The 13,569-nt window shown below is 46.1% G+C and carries 15 protein-coding genes and 4 pseudogenes; 5 read left to right on the top strand and 14 right to left on the bottom strand.

The genetic code is table 11. The annotated features are described in order from the left end of the window. From H6G97_RS51935 to H6G97_RS35090, 3 genes are all read left to right on the top strand, one after another. Positions 1-183: hypothetical protein (locus H6G97_RS51935; RefSeq protein ID WP_206759141.1), on the top strand; the 183-nt coding region annotated here is incomplete at its 5' end. 116 nt (positions 184-299) lie between these two features. Then, complete coding sequence (locus H6G97_RS35095; RefSeq protein WP_242055687.1) at positions 300-998, top strand: LysR family substrate-binding domain-containing protein; 699 nt, start codon at positions 300-302, stop codon at positions 996-998. A gap of 505 nt (positions 999-1,503) precedes the next feature. Then, entirely contained in the window at positions 1,504-3,429 is a 1,926-nt protein-coding gene (locus tag H6G97_RS35090; protein ID WP_277883381.1) for a class I tRNA ligase family protein, read from the top strand. A 270-nt stretch (positions 3,430-3,699) separates the two neighbouring features. Here the strand turns inward: H6G97_RS35090 and H6G97_RS53405 are convergent, their stop codons facing one another. From H6G97_RS53405 to H6G97_RS53395, 3 genes and pseudogenes are all read right to left on the bottom strand, one after another. After that, entirely contained in the window at positions 3,700-4,674 is a 975-nt protein-coding gene (locus tag H6G97_RS53405; protein ID WP_242055680.1) for a strawberry notch C-terminal domain-containing protein, read from the bottom strand. Positions 4,675-4,707: 33 nt separating this feature from the next. Further along, a pseudogene (locus tag H6G97_RS53400) lies at positions 4,708-5,244 on the bottom strand (strawberry notch C-terminal domain-containing protein). After that, complete coding sequence (locus tag H6G97_RS53395) at positions 5,198-6,109, bottom strand: hypothetical protein (RefSeq protein WP_242055678.1); 912 nt, start codon at positions 6,107-6,109, stop codon at positions 5,198-5,200. The pseudogene H6G97_RS53400 and the gene H6G97_RS53395 overlap by 47 nt, the downstream one beginning before the upstream one ends. A 76-nt stretch (positions 6,110-6,185) precedes the next feature. On the opposite strand from H6G97_RS53395, the pseudogene H6G97_RS35080 reads away from it, so the two are divergent. Next, positions 6,186-6,467, top strand: a pseudogene (locus tag H6G97_RS35080) (sigma-70 factor domain-containing protein); the annotation flags it as partial. A 139-nt stretch (positions 6,468-6,606) separates the two neighbouring features. On the opposite strand, the gene H6G97_RS53390 reads toward H6G97_RS35080, so the two are convergent. The 10 genes and pseudogenes from H6G97_RS53390 to H6G97_RS35040 form a co-directional block, all read right to left on the bottom strand. After that, positions 6,607-7,008, bottom strand: coding sequence for a carbohydrate porin (locus H6G97_RS53390; protein ID WP_242055677.1), 402 nt, complete (start codon positions 7,006-7,008; stop codon positions 6,607-6,609). Between the two features lie 203 nt (positions 7,009-7,211). Further along, positions 7,212-7,409, bottom strand: a complete 198-nt coding sequence (locus tag H6G97_RS53385; protein ID WP_242055675.1) for a hypothetical protein — start codon at positions 7,407-7,409, stop codon at positions 7,212-7,214. Continuing rightward, positions 7,397-7,885 carry a carbohydrate porin gene (locus H6G97_RS53380; protein WP_242055672.1) on the bottom strand — a complete coding sequence of 163 codons (489 nt, stop codon included), beginning with the start codon at positions 7,883-7,885 and terminating at the stop codon, positions 7,397-7,399. Before H6G97_RS53380 ends, H6G97_RS53385 begins: the two co-directional genes overlap by 13 nt. Beyond that, positions 7,869-8,535 (bottom strand): annotated as a pseudogene (locus H6G97_RS35070) (FMN-dependent NADH-azoreductase). The gene H6G97_RS53380 and the pseudogene H6G97_RS35070 overlap by 17 nt, the downstream one beginning before the upstream one ends. Positions 8,536-8,636: 101 nt before the next feature. Further along, entirely contained in the window at positions 8,637-9,767 is a 1,131-nt protein-coding gene (locus H6G97_RS35065; RefSeq protein WP_190945046.1) for an MFS transporter, read from the bottom strand. A 182-nt stretch (positions 9,768-9,949) separates the two neighbouring features. Beyond that, the gene (locus H6G97_RS35060) at positions 9,950-10,849 is read right to left on the bottom strand and encodes a helix-turn-helix domain-containing protein (RefSeq protein ID WP_190945044.1); all 900 of its coding nucleotides are present in this window, start codon (positions 10,847-10,849) and stop codon (positions 9,950-9,952) included. 13 nt (positions 10,850-10,862) lie between these two features. Continuing rightward, positions 10,863-11,240 (bottom strand): cupin domain-containing protein, encoded by a 378-nt coding sequence (locus H6G97_RS35055; protein ID WP_199349870.1) that lies wholly within the window; start codon positions 11,238-11,240, stop codon positions 10,863-10,865. Positions 11,241-11,331: 91 nt separating this feature from the next. Next, positions 11,332-11,748 carry a RidA family protein gene (locus tag H6G97_RS35050; RefSeq protein ID WP_190945042.1) on the bottom strand — a complete coding sequence of 139 codons (417 nt, stop codon included), beginning with the start codon at positions 11,746-11,748 and terminating at the stop codon, positions 11,332-11,334. A gap of 71 nt (positions 11,749-11,819) precedes the next feature. Further along, complete coding sequence (locus H6G97_RS35045; protein ID WP_190945040.1) at positions 11,820-12,281, bottom strand: SDR family NAD(P)-dependent oxidoreductase; 462 nt, start codon at positions 12,279-12,281, stop codon at positions 11,820-11,822. Further along, positions 12,268-12,543, bottom strand: coding sequence for an SDR family oxidoreductase (locus H6G97_RS35040; protein ID WP_190945038.1), 276 nt, complete (start codon positions 12,541-12,543; stop codon positions 12,268-12,270). Before H6G97_RS35040 ends, H6G97_RS35045 begins: the two co-directional genes overlap by 14 nt. 105 nt (positions 12,544-12,648) lie before the next feature. Between H6G97_RS35040 and H6G97_RS35035 the strand changes: the two genes are divergently transcribed. Next, positions 12,649-13,290, top strand: a complete 642-nt coding sequence (locus H6G97_RS35035) for a helix-turn-helix transcriptional regulator (protein ID WP_190945036.1) — start codon at positions 12,649-12,651, stop codon at positions 13,288-13,290. Here the strand turns inward: H6G97_RS35035 and H6G97_RS51930 are convergent. Then, positions 13,287-13,569, bottom strand: a pseudogene (locus H6G97_RS51930) (hypothetical protein); the annotation flags it as partial. The gene H6G97_RS35035 and the pseudogene H6G97_RS51930 sit on opposite strands and share 4 nt — an antisense overlap.

The raw sequence follows: 13,569 nt of genomic DNA, 5'->3' as shown, positions 1-13,569 counted from the left end.
ATTAGTGGACTCAAAAAAAAAGAGATTTGTGAGTTGTTGGAGACGCGACGGGCTGAAATAGAGTCAAAAGACCTAGTTGTGTTCATGGTAGATGAATGTCATTTGCTTTGGGGTGCCTCTGTCTCGCCAGCTTTCAGCGCCCCAAGTACCCGTGCTTTCAAAGTAGAATTACCATTGATTTGATTGAGTGCTTCTGTCACTGTTATCTGTTTTTCTAATGGAGTGCTAGTAGGATAACTCTGTCCTAATTGGTTGAGAAGCTGCTGAATTTCTGCTGCGGCTTCTGCGAGAGTCTGCTTTTGCTGTGGGCTATAGTTAGTGATATTGCCGCCGATTTGTTGTGCGCTGGGCGGGGTGAGGTCGGACGGTTGGCGATCGGGTTTGTTGGATCTGCAATGTATACCGTACTGCCAGATATTTTAAGTGTCTTTCGAGAACAGTTTCCTGCTGTAGAACTGCGATTGCATGAACTGACGACGCAAGAGCAAATTCAAGCCCTGCATCATAAACAGGTTGATATCGGCATTGTTCGTTCTGCCATCATTGAGTCAGGGCTAAGTACGGAATGCGTTTTGCAAGAATCATTGGTACTGGCGTTGCCACAAACCCATCCGCTCTCTGCCCAGGTCAAAGTGTCTCTCTGTGCTTTGGCAGATGAATTATTTATCCTATTTCCTGCCAAAATGGGACCCATCTTTTACGAGCAGATTATTAACATTTGTCAACAAGCTAAATTTCGTCGGAAAGTCGCTCAGGAGGCAGTTCAGATGCAAACTATCATCGGCTTGGTTGCAGCAGAAGTGGGCATCGCTTTGGTTCCCGCCTCCTTGCAAAATTTCCACAGAAGCGGAGTCACTTACAGACCTTTACAAGAGCAGACACCTAAGACCGGACTTTATCTTGCTTGGCGGCAGGATGATTCCTCTCCAGTAATAAGAGCATTTCTCAGCTTGGCACAGAAAACGACGGAATGGGAGTCAAATCGTGATGATACGTGAGCAGTTAGAGATCAATCACCTCACCTGCGGAGCCTCCAAGTACTGTCTCAGCAGTAAGCTGAAGCAGCCTAACGATTAATAGGGGAAAGTTTCCGTATAACATCCCGTATTGGGTAAATAGGCCGAATAATTCTGTATAACACCCCAAATTCGGATCTTAGTCCGACACTTTCCACATAATACGCCGCTCAGGGGGATTAGTCCGACACTTTTCGCATATCCTCTGATTCATCATGCAGACGGAGCAGCAATCGCAATAGAAAGCGGGCGCTTGAGCCATCGCATCAAGGAACTGGTCTTAAAAACGATCGCATCGCAACTTTCGACGCTCTTCATAGATGCAGCGATGAAATCCCGTATAACCGGACATTTGTTTTCCTAGCGATAAAGCCATAGGTTTACAAACTAGGACAATTGAGAGCTTAATTTCTTACGTTTGGAAAAACTATACTCATGATGTTACACTTATATTACAAGCAGGTATTGAGGATTTAATCATGCACGACTGGGACCTGTAAGGCCGGGTCAGTTCGATCCGGCCAATCCTATTCCACCTTGTTTTACTTACGACCACCGCACGGTAGAAGCCCGATGGCAATCTGTATGGCAGCAAACCCAACTGTATGAGGTCGATTTAGCTACGACTGCTCATCCCTTTTACAATTTGATGATGTTCCCCTATCCCTCAGCAGAGGGTTTGCACGTTGGGAATGTCTATGCCTTTACTGGAGCCGATATCTACGGTCGTTTCATGGCGATGCAAGGCAGAGCAGTATTACAGCCAATGGGCTTTGATGCCTTTGGCATCCATAGCGAAAATTTTGCAATTAAGCAAGGCGTTCATCCAGGCAAACTCACGGCACGTAATATTCAACGATTCCGAGAAACGCAGTTGAAAAGAATTGGCAATCGTTTCTGCTGGAATCATGAAATTCAAACCACAGATATCTCGTACTATAAGTGGACACAGTGGATTTTCTTGCAGTTGTTCAAAGTTGGGTTAGCTGTTCGCAAAAAAGCGACAGTAAACTGGTGTCCTTCTTGCAAAACAGTTCTTGCTGATGAGCAGGTGATTGGAGGTGAGTGTGAACGGTGTAATACACTCACCATTGGGCGTGAATTAGAGCAGTGGTTCTTCAAAATTACCCAGTATGCTCAACGGTTGTTAGACAATTTGGAGCAATTGGATTGGTCAGAAAAAGTCAAAACGGCTCAACGAAACTGGATCGGTTACTCCGAAACAGATGACACCGTACAGTATCACCTGCGAGATTGGTTAATCTCTCGGCAACGCTATTGGGGACCGCCGATTCCGATTATTTACTGTGAAGTCTGCGGTACAGTCCCAGTTCCAGAGGAACAGTTGCCAGTGCAATTACCAGAAACTGAGAATTGGTTGCCTCAAGGAACAGGAAATTCTCCTTTGGCGGACATTCCAGAATTTGTCAATACAACCTGTCCTTGCTGTGGTAGTGCAGCACGGCGAGAAACGGATGTGTCTGATAACTTTTTGGATTCTGCGTGGTATTTTTTACGCTATCCCTCAAGCGATCGCTCTGATGTTCCATTTGATCCAGCAATTACAGCTAAATGGTTGCCTGTGGATATGTATATTGGTGGCGCGGAACATTCTGTACTCCATTTGTTGTACAGTCGATTCATCACAATGGTGTTACACGATTTGGGGTATATCCCCTTTGAGGAACCTTTTCGACGATTCCGCGCCCACGGATTGCTGACTAAACAGGGTGCCAAAATAAGCAAATCGAAGGGTAATGTGGTGAATCCTGATCGCTACATCGAGGAATATGGTGCAGATACATTGCGAACCTACTTGATGTTTTTAGGTCCATACGACCAGGGTGGCGATTTTTCTGATCGCGGCATTGCTGGCATGCGACGATTCTTGGAGCGAGTGTATCAATGGGTACTCAAACACCAAAATCATCTTCAGCCCCATCCGCCAGATTTGGCTTCGCAGCAGCGTTTACATCAAACAATCCATAAGGTTTCCGAGGATATTCAATCACTGAAATACAATACAGTGATCGCTGCATTGATGAGTTATTTCAAGATGTTGCAAGCAAAGTTGAGTATTGCTGAGGTGGAATTGAAGTCGTATCTATTGATGTTGGCTCCTTTTGCACCCCACGTGACGGAAGAACTCTGGCAGCAATTGGGGGAATCTGGCTCAATTCATCAGCAGAAATTTCCCCAGTTCGACGCACAATTGTTGATTACTGAACAGGTAACAGTCACAGTGCAGGTTAATGGACGTACTCGTACTACTATTAACCTTTCACCGAATGCTTCCCAAGAGGAGGCAATTGCAGCCGCAAGACACACACAAGCAATTCAAAGGCATTTAAACAATCAGGAAGTTCATCGTGCTGTTTACGTTCCTGGTCGAATTCTTAATTTTGTAACCTAAACACAACAAACCCTAAGACTGCCTAAAATAACGTGACCAAACAATTCGCAATTCAAAAGGGCGAAAAAGCGGATTAATTGATTAATTGCCTAAAAGTGGGTACAGAGCCAACACCATACCGTAGGTTGGTGGTCAAAAAGACAGTGGTGGGTACAGAGCTAACACTGATTTAATGGGCGAACAAGCGAATTCACAATTGCGAATTGGATTGACACTCTTGCTTGAGCGAAAAATAAGCTGATGTATTTATTAGATACATCAGCTTTTGACTTATCCCAAGATTTCAATCACAGCCGCTAGAATAGTTGGTGCTTTGTCTGAAACTGGAATGAATACGCGCTTTTGCCAGTTGATAATCTCGGTGAAACATCCAACAGCTAAGAGTCGCTCTGCCAGTGAAATAGCATTAACCAGTTCTATGCAAGGTTCTGCGGCAATGTAAGAACGCCGTAAGGTTACACCACCCGGCAACTGCTGTGTATATTTCTCGTTTAGTACCAGCGAAACAAGTTCTTCTGGAGAAAGCACCTGATTTCTTAGTCCGAGTTGTTCGCGCAGGGTTTGAATGTCGTGAGCATTCACCACCCGACCAAGAATTTTCTGCCCATCGTTGGTTTGTAGTCGGAAGACTCGACTACTGTGCTGTGGCAGGATTTTCCAGATGGGTAGGAGAATACCTGTTACCAAATGCAGGTAATCGGTTGTGAACTTGGGTAATTCGTCTAGTTCCTTCGACCAAGCAGCAGTAAACGCATCAATAGAAACTTGCCCCCATGTGGAAGATTCCAAGTCTTGGATTGGTACGCGAGTTTCTTTCTGTGGGCGAATCAGCAAAACTCTTGGGACAACTCCACCCTCAGAGTCGAATAGACTGTGAGTTGGAATTGACACAGCAGCATTGCCAGACTTTAAGTTGATCATGAGCCTTCCTTGATATTGAGTGGCAAACTCCAACATCTCTTCAGCAGTTCTGATATTGTTCTTCTGGGTGCGTTCCACTTTCAAGTAATTGGTGACGCTACCAGTTTGAGCATGAGTGTACACGGTTTTTTGGCTCTCAATAATAATAAACCGTTCTGCTCGAAGTGTTTCCACGCCCACCTCATAGATTCCTGCGGTGATCGCTGCTTCAATTTGCTGACTCAAGAGTAGTTCAAACCTCTCGAAAATGATGTTTTGCATATCAATTCGTAGAGCCAGTAGTCGGTTGAGGAATTGCCGCAATGGGGGCAAGTCAATTTTCATCCCCCGTCGAGCAATAGTTCTGATGAATCGGCGTTAACCGCGCACGTTCGTCGTGACTGGTCTGAACACGGGTGCTGATGCTTGGTTTGTGCGATGTGATCGCCCAAGCCCTTGGATTGCGTTGTCTGCTCTCTAGCCGGCTTCTAAAAGATAGTGCGATCGCCGCCGCCGATTCACAGCATTTAGATCAGCATGATAACTTCTGCCTGTGCCACCAGCGTCACTGAAGATGAGGATTTGTTTGTCTCCCTGCATAAACGCAGCAGTCTCAGCAATATTCGCCCCACTACCCCGTGAATCAACGAACAAACGTCCAGATTCATCTTTTAACACCCGTTTGCTACGACCTGTAACTTCAGCCACTTGCTTGTTACCAAAGTGCCACAGCAATTGTTCTAATGCACCAGGGATTGGATCAAGACATGCTAACTTATCGACTAAGGCATCTCTCAAGGCTACAACTTCTTGGGAGATAACCGGAGAGCCATCAGCGTCAAAGACTGGCTCGGATCTTTCTTCTCCATCAACGTCTGAATGGATGGAATGAAATTGCCGTAGCAGCTTTGACATCTGAGCGTTCCCACGGAGATCGCTGTGATAATTGCTTAATCAACGCCAGCAGTTCGGGCAAGTCCAAGGTTTCGGAAATACAGGGGATTTGCCTGTGATTATCAGCCGGAACCTTGTCAATTACTGTGATTCTGGTGTCGATTTGTGTACCATGTTTTGAGTACACCTTGCCGTTAACCCCAACAGATAGTAGAACTCGCGCAAAATCCTGCCACTTAAGGAAAGTCTCTCGCCAGCTTGGGTTAGCCGGAGAAAACCAGTTGGCTGTGATTGTTACCAGCCGTCCACCGTCAGCCACTCTTTGCAGTGCCGAGTTGATATGCCTCTTTGTTGCGTCGGGATTGCGACTGTTGATTTTGGGAGATGCACAGAAAGGTGGATTCATCAGCACAACTGAGGGCTGAGTTTTACCAGCCAGATAATCGTTAATCTGTTCCGCGTTTACTGAGAATAATGGTGTACCAGGGAATAATCGCCGCAGAATCTTCGATCTATCGGGTGCAAGCTCGTTGAGCATCAGATTTGCACTGTGCAGTTTAGCTATTTGTGCTAACAAACCAGTTCCGGCACTTGGCTCCAGAATCAAATCATCAGCCTTTATAAATGCTGCTTTGGCTACCAGATAAGCCAATGGTAACGGTGTCGAGAATTGCTGAAGTTGTACTGACTCTTCACTGCGCCGTGTTTGGGTTGGGCAGAGGGCTACTAACTTCTTTAATTCCAATAATACTGTTAGCGGCGACTCTAATAAGAGCTTGTAACCTTTTTGGCGCAGATATAACATTTGCGCCACTTCCACAGCTTCGTAAGCATCTTTCCATAGCCATGCACCAGACGCGGCAGTGCCTAGAAAGTAGCGATTCATCTGGGATATGAATATTGGTTTAAGTCTATGACTAAGATTTGATTTATTAGCTAATTCTTGAAATAAAACCAAAGAAATCGGACGCTACCCTCTGCTAACTCCTGAGCAAGAAATTACAAATGCTAGGCTTGTGCAGCAGATGATGGCGATTGAAGAACAGCGCTCAAATCTCGCACTTCAACTAAATCGAGAACCAACTGCAAGAGAATTAGCTACCTCGCTTGGGCAAAGCGAAGCTGAAGTGGAGTCAATTCTTCATCAAGGGGAACGAGCAAAGCAAAAAATGGTGACTGCTAACCTACGGCTGGTGGTGGCGACCGCTAAAAAGTACCAGAACCGAAACTTAGAATTTCTTGATCCTGCTCTCGTTGCCAGCGCCCTTGCCTACACCCAGGTTAAAAGCCACCGGAATGGATATAAGAGAGTTGTTTAAACAATTGCTAATTGGTAATAATCGCGCTACGTACAAACAAGTTTCTTCGCTAAATAGAGGTTTGTTAGAAGGAGAAGACGGTGCGGAGTGTACCTGTAAGGATTGTGGCATTGACGCCTTGATTAGCTGGATTTGTAATCATTTGAAACACAGGCGTGACACCGATATTACCATTAATTGGAAAATTGTAGAAAGCCTCGAAATTCGTTTGCGTCGAATCTCCTATTTCACTTGCAATGAACGGTTGTCCTACAGCTATGCCTGCCAGAGCATTTTCAATGAATAGACCCACAAAAGCGACACCCGCCATCCAATAGCTAGGCTTTAAATCACCAAAGGCAGTATTGGCGTAGCTACCGTAACCATAGCGTCCAAAGACAGCAATACGGTCTGAAAGCGTCAATTCCAAGTTGGCTCCAAAGACATCAAACTCCCCTCCTAAAATACTACCGCCGGCATATTGCAAGCGTAGCGCAAACGTTCTACAAGGAGCGTATTTTAACTCAATGATTCCTCGCCAAACAGCCCTCCCTCTCCTTGTCTGTTGGGATAAAGAATGTATCCCAGTGGGAAAATACCAGGAATTGGAGAAGAACTCTCTATTCTCGATCGCCTGGCAGATGCTGCCACATAAGCAGTTCGTGCCGTAAATGCGCCTTCATTCGGATTCTACCTGATAGCAGCATCGGCTTTTAGCCCTTGAACTGGAAAAAGAATATAGTTGTTTACCAATACTTGCGTAGAGAAGTTTAAAAAACTGACATTTGCATAACGGTTGATGTCTACATAGTCAGTCAGACTGATGACTGGGCCCAGGGAAAGCGTCAAATCCTCGGATGGAGAAAAGGTATAATTCAGACGGGACACGCCAAACTCTTCAACAGGCGGTTTGCTGAATAGTCTAAAACGCTGCCAAAACTGGGTTCTAATAATCCTGCTGCATTGTCGTTTGCCCCATTGCTGCCAATTTCTAGCCAGAGTTCTAGTGCATCTGTTCCATTAAAACTTGTAGTCAAGTCTAGGGTAGCTCGGTCAAGGAATGTAGGATTTGGATCTTTTGTCGCAATTTCTCTGCCTGTGACATCAACAATGCGATCGCCACTATAGCCTCCCCCTGTGACTCCAAACACAACTATTCCTGACAATGCGGTGGTTGTCGAGAACTTGTTAGCTTCCAACTCAGCAGTTCGGGCTGCCAATCCATTTACACGTTCTTGTAATGTGCTTAGTTCACCAGAAAACTCTTCTTGAAGTCGTTGTAATGTCTCTAAATCATCACGAGATATTCGTGAACCAGTTCCTTGAGCAATTTGTTTGCTGATTTGTTTAAGTGTTACGTTCAATGCTACTGCAAATTCGTAGCGAGTCATTGCTTGATCGTTGCCAAGTTTCTACAACTTGTTGGATGGCTTCATGAGCAGTTACGATCGCTCTTGTCCGTTCGTCAGCCCCCATTGCCAGATTTTCGACATGGATAAACGTGACATCAGCTATCAGCTATACCAATAAAGTCAAACACTACCCGCAAGTAAGGCTCTTGAAAATCGAGTGGTTCGCCTGCATAACTTCCGCCTCGTGTTGTAATTACCAGCGCTTTTTTATCGTTCAACAGTCCTTCGTAACCATCAGCACCCACCACAAACGTCCGTCTGACTCTCACAATCTGATCGATGTAGGCTTTGAAACTGGCAGGTACACTGTAGTTGTACATAGGAATGCCAAAGATATAGAGGTTTGCCGCCAGCAGTTCAGCAATCAATTCATCGGAAATCATCAAGGCAGATTCTAATGCTGGAGTAAGTTGAGCCGGGGGGCAAAACGCAGCAGTAATCCAGGCTTCATCGATCGCGGGTACTGGATAACGTCCTAAATCGCGATAGATGACAGGAACATCTGGATGCATTTGTTTCCACAGGGTCACAAATTGCTGGGTTAAGGAGCGTGAGATAGAGCGCTCGCCGCGTGGGCTAGAATCAAGGTGCAAAAGTTTCATGGATTAATCCTCTTAAAACCTGTTTGTAGAGTCAAAAGAACAATTACATCAACTGTTGTATGAGTAAGATTGCAGCTTAGAAATAAAGATGACTAAGCATTCTACTGGTTTTTTGCTATTCGTTGATATCTGACAAAGAGTAGGGCATTGCAAACCAGCAAGACTGCACCAAAGCCAAATAACGTGTGCATCACGCCAAATTTGTCAGACAGAAAGCCAATCAGAATTATAGGGATGCCGTACCCCAAATAAGCGCAGACAAAATAGCCAGAGGTGAAGGGAGCAGATTGAATGCCGCTCATCTGTACCACTTCAGCCAATCCATCCAGGTAGGTGAACCCGTAGCACGCCGTTCCAGCGATCGCCACTCCTGCCAGCACCAACCCTAAATGACCGAGCCACGCTCCATATATGAAGCTAAAATAGCCAGCTACCAGCAGGACAGCACCGATCTGAAGTGATCGGCGTGCTTCTAGCCGACGGGCAAAAGGTTGAAACATAACCCCCGCGATCGTAATGATGAACAACATCAAACCTGCCCAGTTCGGTAGACCATATCTTGCTAACTGGGTAGGTAAAATTACACCGACAATTCCTGCCAAAGACCATGCCAATGCGATCGCTAACCCCGCCCAAACTGCGCCCATTGAGAAGCTTGGCAGCCGGATCAACGCTGCTGACGTCGTTGCCTGTTTTGGAATACTAATGGTTAAACCAATACAGCCCAGAAGCAAAATAAAGACGACCCAATAGCTAAACGGCACCAGTGAATAGCGATAAAACAAAGCGGCATTCGTAAACAGCGCACCACTAGAAAAGCCCAAAGCAGTGGTTAAGCTGACGTAAGCAGCAACCTTCGTGGCATTTTGTGGCATCAGCGTTGATAGGTATGCCGTTCCTGTTCCAGTCATAAAACCGACACCAATTCCTTGTAGAACTCGTGTGATGAACAGCGTGTAGATATTCGGCTGAACAATCATTAAAAATGTTGCGACACAAGCCAATAGCAAACTTGTGAGGATGACAGTTTTGCGTCCAATCCGGTCAGAGGCTCCACCCAGCAGAACCAGCGTCGGTAACAATCCTGCAATGTAAGTTGAGAAAGCGATCGCCGAAATGCCACTACCAAAACCTGCCATCTTTGCATAAGTACCATATAGGGGAATTTGCAAATTCGTTGCGTGAGTGATGAGGAAAATGGCTATTGCCACAATGAACTGGGGCCGTTTCATTGTGAAACTCCTGAAAGACAAGTTGTATCCGTCAAAAAAACCTTGGTTTGGATTAAATATGCGATTGTTCCAGCAAACTTCAGGCGGTGTAGCTGCACTTTATAAAGAACAATCTTGATAAACTAACTCTACAAAACCGTCTTAATGCCGTCTTGCACGTTCTTGAGTTTTTGGACACATTCTTACTGGCTTTTGAGAAATGCTTTGGGACTTACGCCCACCAATCGTTTGAAGTGGCGGCTGAGGTGGCTTTGATGGGTGAAGCCAAGACTGTAAGCAACTTCTGCGATCGTCAAATTACTTTGTCGCAGTAACTGCTTGGCGCGATTAACTCTGCACTGAATCACATACTGATGTGGTGCTAATCCGGTTGAATATTTGAATAACATTGAAAAATAACTCGGACTCATTTGCACAATGGCTGCCAGTTCGGCAAGCGCTAAGTCCTGCTCAAGGTGCTGATGAATGAAATCAATCACCTGCTGCAATTGTCTTTTGGCTAAACCACTCTGAGGTCTAGAGATGGATCTTTGGGCTGAGTAGTGCCGCAATAAATGAGTCATCAGAGCAGCTGTTAACGAATTAATATAGAGACGACTGCCAACTCCGCTAGACTCAAGCTCTGACTTGAGCGCGAAACCAAGACTGGAAATCAGCAGGTCAGGTTTGCTGAAACTGGGGACAAGCTCGACATCAGTAGCAGTCGTCAGATCGAAGGTATGACGTGCAAACGCCCTCGCCTCAAAACTGAGAGTAATAAATTCGTACTCGGTGTTCCAATAAGCCGAATTGAGGACATCAGCTGGCACAACCGTCACATCGCCATATCCAAATTGCCGCTTTTGAAAGCGATGCTCGATCATCTCTTCAACCATTGGCGGCGATGGACTGCGATCGTGAATGATAATGCGATGTTGCCTGGAATAATTTTCTGCCAACTGATGCGGTGGATGGCGATGATATTGCAGTTGAATGCCGTCCCACCCTGCTTTGTCACTGGAGAGTAACGGCGCTTCCGGGTAAAGCTTCAGCACATCATCCTGCTGAACAAAGTCAACAACTAAGAGACCTGAAGTTACCATTGCTTGGCTCCTTCTATGGAACTGGATATTGATCAAATTGCTGCATCAGATGCAGTAGCTCAGTTTGGCTGGGTTGCCGCCCGTTTTCGGTTAACCGGGCTAACCCCTCAAAGTACTGCTCCCGTGAGTCGGCAGGGCAAAAGAGGATCAGTAGGGTCGATCTCACTGTTCCAGGATTAGAGAACCCATGCGGCGTATTTTCTGGCACGAGCATCATTGCGCCCGGTGCAGCCATAATTGTTTGCCGATCCAACAGCAACTCCACTTCTCCCTCTACCACATAAAATATCTCGGTCAATTGCTTGTGGATGTGTGGACTGGCTCCTTTCGTTCCTGGTTCCATAACAAATTCAAACAAGCCAAAGTGTCCATTTGTGTTCTCCCCAGTCACTTTGAATGTGCAGGTACTGGTGCCGAGTTTAACGGACTTTCCTTCACCGGGTTGCAGGACAATCGGTAACGACATTAGAAGCTCCTCTGGATTAAGAATTGGGAATTGCAGCAACGGCGTCTATCTCAAACAATAGCCCCTCGACTGCTAATCTCGGTACAGGAATCAAAGTACTGGTAGGTTTGCGATCGCCCGACCACACCTCATTCCGTGCGGCTGAGATCAATTGCTGTTTTTCGGCATCGTGATCAACTGAGAGCACTGTAATTTTCACAACGTCTTCTGGGGTTGCCCCAACTGCTGCTAATGCTGCACGAAGGTTAGCAAATGCCTGTTTCAACTGAGCTGCAAAGTCAGCCGCAACCAGATTGCCCGTCTCATCCATGCCCAATTGGCCTGCAATATAGACAAGAGTGGTGTTAGCGGGAACCGTTACAACATGGGTGAAACCGTAATCAGATGGATCGAAGAACCCAGGGGGATTGAGGTGCTGAATTTGTTGAACCATGATTTGACTCTTAAATCAATTTTGTTGAAAGTTGCCAGTGCAGGAGATCAACCGAGTGGAGACACAATTGCTCAGGCATAGCGATCGGACATCGCCGGAATATCAATCTCTTTCACACAGGAGACGCGCGATAGTTGGCGCAAACAGCGCACTAAGAGAACCAAATCCTGCATTGGAATTTGCCTGCTGTCGTAGGTTTGGATTGCTGCCTCTGCCCCAGCTTCATAGGCGATTTCCGCCGCAATACTACCTGGGTTGAGCGAAGTTACTGGAATACGATGCTCTCGTAAACATTCCCGCAGGGCATGAACCACACCCCGCAGACCAAATTTAGATGCGGTATTCGCCACTTCCGGTGCGCCAGAGTTATCTAAGCCCGAAAGCGAACTCATATAGACAACACGGGGATTGCTTGAACGCTTGAGATTTGGCAACAACCGATGAGTACAGAGAATAGCAGCCAGCAGATTCACTTGGATAATTTGTTCCATCTCCTCTAGAGTGGATTGTTCAAAGGAATTAGGTTGGCTCAAACGCATTCTCCTCCCAAATCCCGGCGTTGTAGAACAGAAAGTCAACCGCGCGATCGCCAATTGCCTCAGCCACTTTGACCGCAGCAGTCTGAGTAAGCGACAAGTCTGCCGGAACCCAAACTCTAGACACTTGATCGGCGCGATCAAGGCTAGGAGGGCGAGTTCTGGAGATGAGAAACACCGTATCGCCTGCATCTGGCAACCCAACACTGAAGCCTAAGCCAACGCCGCGACTAGCTCCAAAGATCGCAATATTTGCCATTACTGCACCAACTTGAGAAGTTGCAACTTTATAAAGAAAAACCTTTAGTAAGAATCATAAGTGCTTAACTTGACTTTGTAAAGCTTCTTCTTTAATTTGTTAAGTATGAAAGCAGAATCAACTAGCGTTCGGACTCGACGGGCGATCGTCCAATATCTCAAACAGGAAGGAGCAACGGATGCGGAAACGCTCGCCTCCCACTTGAACATCACCGCAATGGCAGTGCGGCAGCATATCTATGCTTTACAAAAAGAAGGATTGGTGACGTACCAGAAAGAAGCACGTCCGATGGGACGGCCTGCCAAGTTATGGGAGTTAACGCTTGCTGCTGATCGTTTCTTCCCTGATCGCTACGCTGAGTTAACGCTGTGTCTGATTAACTCAATGAAAGAGGCATTTGGTGAAGAGGGATTTGATCGGCTACTAGAAGTCAGAACTCGCGAACAAATTCAAGCGTATCGAGCGATCATGCCTCGGCATGCTCCGCTTCAACAGCAACTAGAAGCGTTAGCAGTGCGGCGAACCGAGGAAGGCTACATGGCAGAGGTCACGGCTCAAGCCGATGGCACTTTTCTCCTCGCTGAAAAGCATTGCCCTATTTGTGCGGTGGCAACTGCTTGCACTGGGCTTTGTCGGATAGAGTTAGAAATCTTTCAAGCGGTTTTAGGTAACGATGTGAGTATTGAACGAATTGAACACATTTTGGCAGGCGATAGACGTTGTGTATATCTGGTTATCAGTACTTAAACAGAACTGAACAATAAAAAATTCAATTCTGACTCCTGACTCCTGAATTCTGAATTCTCTATTATTAAGAAGTAGAGCCATTTTATTAGCCAATGCCCAGTAAAACAATCGATGTCCGAGAGTACACCGTCAGAGCGCACAAGCGGGAAATTCATACCCGCATTTTTTACCTTTGGTTGAAGTTTCTGGGCCGCAAGTTTTGCGTTATCAAATGAGCGGGAAGTGATAATTATCGAGTAGCCTTTTGCTAGTAAACCTTGAGCGATGGCAAACCCAATG

Origin of the sequence: Nostoc flagelliforme FACHB-838, from assembly GCF_014698065.1 — a bacterium.
Classification (GTDB): Bacteria; Cyanobacteriota; Cyanobacteriia; order Cyanobacteriales; family Nostocaceae; genus Nostoc; species Nostoc flagelliforme_B.
Note: the sequence above shows the minus strand (reverse complement) of the source record. Positions and strands in the feature narration are given on the sequence as shown.

What these genes read in the sequence shown, in the direction of transcription:
- H6G97_RS35035 (WP_190945036.1), top strand. Translation starts at nt 12,649, where the DNA reads ATGAAAGCAGAATCAACTAGCGTTCGGACTCGACGGGCGATCGTCCAA.
- H6G97_RS35050 (WP_190945042.1), bottom strand. Translation starts at nt 11,748, where the DNA reads ATGGTTCAACAAATTCAGCACCTCAATCCCCCTGGGTTCTTCGATCCA.
- H6G97_RS53395 (WP_242055678.1), bottom strand. Translation starts at nt 6,109, where the DNA reads ATGAATCGCTACTTTCTAGGCACTGCCGCGTCTGGTGCATGGCTATGG.
- H6G97_RS35060 (WP_190945044.1), bottom strand. Translation starts at nt 10,849, where the DNA reads ATGGTAACTTCAGGTCTCTTAGTTGTTGACTTTGTTCAGCAGGATGAT.
- H6G97_RS35065 (WP_190945046.1), bottom strand. Translation starts at nt 9,767, where the DNA reads ATGAAACGGCCCCAGTTCATTGTGGCAATAGCCATTTTCCTCATCACT.
- H6G97_RS35040 (WP_190945038.1), bottom strand. Translation starts at nt 12,543, where the DNA reads ATGGCAAATATTGCGATCTTTGGAGCTAGTCGCGGCGTTGGCTTAGGC.
- H6G97_RS53405 (WP_242055680.1), bottom strand. Translation starts at nt 4,674, where the DNA reads ATGAAAATTGACTTGCCCCCATTGCGGCAATTCCTCAACCGACTACTG.